The sequence below is a fragment of the Tepidiforma sp. genome, from assembly GCF_034433535.1.
Taxonomy (GTDB): Bacteria; Chloroflexota; Dehalococcoidia; order Tepidiformales; family Tepidiformaceae; genus Tepidiforma.
The window spans coordinates 1-1,760 of sequence record NZ_DAOUAO010000121.1 but is presented as its reverse complement, the minus strand read 5'-3'; the positions used below and the strand labels follow the sequence as shown (position 1 = coordinate 1,760).

The window sequence follows — 1,760 nt, the reverse complement described above, 5'->3', positions numbered from 1 at the left end:
GACCGGTCGCCGGCGCTGCGGGGGCGGGGGCTGGGCGGGGCGGCCGAGGCGGAGGCAAAGCTGCGGGAACAGGCCCGGGGTGACGGCATCGGCGAGCTGTTCGCGGAGGTCCGGGAGCTGGCAGGGCTGATTGAGGTAGCCGGCGTGGATGCCATCGAGGGCGGCGCGGAGGAGGAGACGTTCAAGTGCCTGGCCTGCGGCGAGCCAATCGGCGGGGGTGTCGCCGGGGGTGGCGAGGAGGGCGAGGGCGGGGGCGTGGAGGGCGTAAACCTCGTCGCGGGCGGCGGCGGTTCGGCCGAGATCGAGGTGGTCGACGAGGAAGCGCAGGCCCCGGCCGACGATGCGCGAGGCGGGGAGGCCGTCGACGGAGCGGCCGGGATGGATCCAGTGGGCAAGTTCGTGGCGGTAGGCGGGGTCGCGGCGCAGGCGGCGGTCGGCTTCGGCCACGAGGTCGGCGAGGCGCTGGCGCTCGGGGCGCGCATCGACCCAGCGGAGGGTCGCGCCTTCGGCGGCTGCGGCAGCGGCAAGCTGGTCGCGCAGGGCAGCCGGGAAGGAGCCTGGTTCGAAGGCATGGCGGGTGGAGCGGCGGAGCTCGATGGCGGGGGCCAGGGCTGCGAGGGCGGCATCGGCGGGGCCGTCTTCGAGGCGGACGCGGGCGAGGTGGTCGGGCGCGGCCGGGTCGGGGAGGAGGTCGATCGTTTCGACGCAGCTATCGGCGGCGCCGGCTGCGCGGAGGTTGAGCAGCGCACAGCCGCAGGCGATGGCGCGTTCGCGGCCCTGCGGGTCGCTCACGGGGAGGGCGCGAGCGGGGTCGGCGAAGAGGTCGATGGCGGCCGGGGTAACACGGAATCGCCAGGGCTGGGTGTTGAGGGCCGACGGCGCGAGGCCGGCGAGCCGGAGCCATTCATCGACCTGGACGATGGTCATGGCGGGAGTGTAGCGCGCCGCGGGCGGGGTCAGTCGCGCGCGAGGGAGGGGAGGATGCGGCGGTTGGCGGGCGGGAAGAGGTCGGCGAGGCGGCCATAGAGGGCCACGACCCCCGCGACGTCGTCGGGCTGGGGCGTGCGGTAGACCATCGCACCGGCCGCTTCGCACATGGCGGCGCCGGGGCAGGCATCCGAGTGCCCGAGGCCGAGGGCGTGGCCGAATTCGTGGAGGGCGAGGGCCTGGAGGGACTCGAGGGTGTAGGGGTAGAAGGGCGAGAAGACGAGGTCGAACTCCTGCAGTTCGAAGTACGGGGTCCCGGGGACGAGGCTGGCCGAACGCCACCAGCAGGCGTAGCCGAGGTAGCCGCCGGCAATGGCGCCCCAGCCGACCACGTTCTCGCCATCGGGGGCGTAGCCGACCACCGCCGGGTCGCCGGCGCAGCCCGTGGGGATCGGGGTTTCGCCCTGGAAGGCGAAGCTGACGGAGGTGCCGGCGACGCCGGTCCAGCCCTCGGCGCCGGCGGCGATGGCGCTGAAGGCCGCGGCGGGGTCGAGGTGGGCGGGTGCGCCGGCGGGGTTGTAGCGCCAGGGGATGCCGGCCGGGTCGGGCCAGCGGACGCCATCGAGGACGAAGGCGGCGGACGCCTCCGCGTGCGGGAGCGGGATGGCACCGGGGACGGCGGCGAGAACGGCGTCGCGGGCGTGCCGGAGGCGCTCATCCACGGAGAGCGCACCTTCGGCGGGGGCGATGACCGCGATGCCGAGCACGCGGGGGCCGCCGGGGCCGGGGACGACGAGTTCGAAACTGAATTCGACGACCTGGAGCTCGCCGGC

2 protein-coding genes are annotated in these 1,760 nt (G+C 75.2%); both read right to left on the bottom strand.

Annotated elements, in window-relative coordinates:
- Positions 1 to 927, bottom strand: a 927-nt coding sequence (locus VAE46_RS06515) for an Acg family FMN-binding oxidoreductase (RefSeq protein WP_322796113.1), incomplete at its 3' end; no start/stop codon positions are given.
- 29 nt (positions 928 to 956) lie between these two features.
- The coding region (locus VAE46_RS06510; protein ID WP_322796112.1) for a matrixin family metalloprotease at positions 957 to 1,760 on the bottom strand (804 nt) is incomplete at its 5' end.